The organism is Streptosporangium sp. NPDC051023, from assembly GCF_040689595.1.
GTDB lineage: Bacteria > Actinomycetota > Actinomycetes > Streptosporangiales > Streptosporangiaceae > Streptosporangium.
Genome location: NZ_JBFBCE010000224.1, coordinates 1 through 1,686, shown reverse-complemented (window position 1 = coordinate 1,686; position 1,686 = coordinate 1). Strand labels below are relative to the sequence as shown.

The 1,686-nt window shown below is 67.9% G+C and carries 1 protein-coding gene; it reads right to left on the bottom strand.

Features of this window, described 5'->3' with window-relative positions; genetic code table 11:
* The coding region (locus tag AB0395_RS48260) for an amino acid adenylation domain-containing protein (RefSeq protein ID WP_366295122.1) at positions 1-1,665 on the bottom strand (1,665 nt) is incomplete at its 3' end.
* Between the last annotated feature and the right edge of the window lie 21 nt (positions 1,666-1,686).

Genomic DNA, 1,686 nt, shown 5'->3' with positions numbered 1-1,686 from the left:
CCATATGTGGGTGAGGGTGTGGTGGAGGGGGGTGGCGGGGTGGCCGGTCGTGGGTGTGGCGGCCGTGGTGGGCAGGGGGGTGCAGGTGTGGGGTGGGGGGAGGGCTTTGCGGTTGATCTTGCCGTTGTGGGTGAGGGGCATGGCGGGCAGGTGGAGGTAGGTGGTGGGGATCATGTAGTCGGGCAGGTGGGTTTGCAGGTGGGTGCGTAGGTCGGTGGCGGTGAGGGCGGGGGTGTCCCCGGCCTGTCCGGCCTGTCCGGCCTGTTCGGTGTCTCTGGTGTTTTTGGTGTTTTTGGTGTGTTTGGTGTGTTCGGTGTGTTGGGGGTGGTTGGGGGTGGTGGTGAGGTAGGCGGTCAGGCGTGGGGTGCCGGTGGGGTCGGGGTGGGTGGTGACGGCGGCGTGGGTGATGCGGGGGTGGCTGGTCAGGACGATTTCGATTTCGGTGAGTTCGATGCGGTAGCCGCGGATTTTGTGTTGGGTGTCGGTGCGGCCGTGGAAGAGGAGGTGGCCGTCGGGGGTGTGGGTGGCGAGGTCGCCGGTGCGGTAGAGGGGAGCACCCGTCCCCGTCCCCGTTTGTGTGGTGGTGTGGGGGTTGGGGAGGAAGTGGGTGGCGGTGAGGGTGGGGCGGTTGAGGTAGCCGTGGGCGACGCTGGGGCCGCTGATGTGGATCTCGCCGATCTGGCCGGGGGTGGTGGTTTCGTGTCCGGTGGCCGGGTCGATGAGGTGGACGCGGCGGTCGCCGATGGGGGTGCCGATGGGGATGGTGGGTCGTTGCAGGTCGGCGGGGGTGACGTGGTGGGTGGTGGTGAAGACGGTGCACTCGCATGGTCCGTAGCAGTGGATCAGGCGGGTGCCGGGCAGGCTGGTCAGGGCGGTGTGGACGTGTTTGGGGGAGACCTGTTCGCCGCCGAACATGAGGTAGCGGATGCCGGTCAGGAGGTGGGGGTCGCTGCTCATGATGGTGTTGAAGGCGGCGGTGGGCAGGAAGAGGTGGGTGACGCCGGTGGTGTGGGCGGTTTCGGCGACAGTGAGGGGGTCGCGTTCGGGGCCGGGGTGGATGATGACGCGTCCGCCGGTGAGCAGGGGCGGGAGGATTTCGACGAGGTTGCCGTCCCAGGACAGGGCGGAGTGCAGCAGGGTTGTGGCGTCGGGTCCCCAGGTGGCGTAGTCGGTGTTGGTGAAGAAGCCGGGGATGGCGCGGTGGGGGACGAGGGTGCCTTTGGGTTTTCCGGTGGAGCCGGAGGTGTAGGGGATGTAGAAGATGTCTTCGGGGTTGGCGGCGATGCCGAGGTTGGTGGGGTCGTGGCTGGTGATGAAGGTGGCGTCGTCGTCGAGGGATAGGTGTGGGGTGGGGGTGTGGGTCCAGGTGAGGGGGGCGGCGGTGATGACGGTGGTGATGGCCGGTTCGGTGGCCATGAGTTTGAGGCGTTCGTCGGGGAGTCCGGTTTCGAGGGGGACGTAGCCGGCTCCGGCTTTGAGGACGGCGAGTAGGGCGATGATGTAGTTGGCGCTGCGGGGGGTGTGCAGGCCGACGAGGTCGCCGGGTTTGACGCCGCGGGTGTGCAGGGCGCGGGCGAGTTGGTTGGCGGCGGTGTTGAGCTGGGTGTAGGTCAGGGTTCGGCCGTGGGGTTCGATCAGGGCTGTGGCGTCTGGGTTGTCTCGCACCCGCCGCTCAAACACCTCATG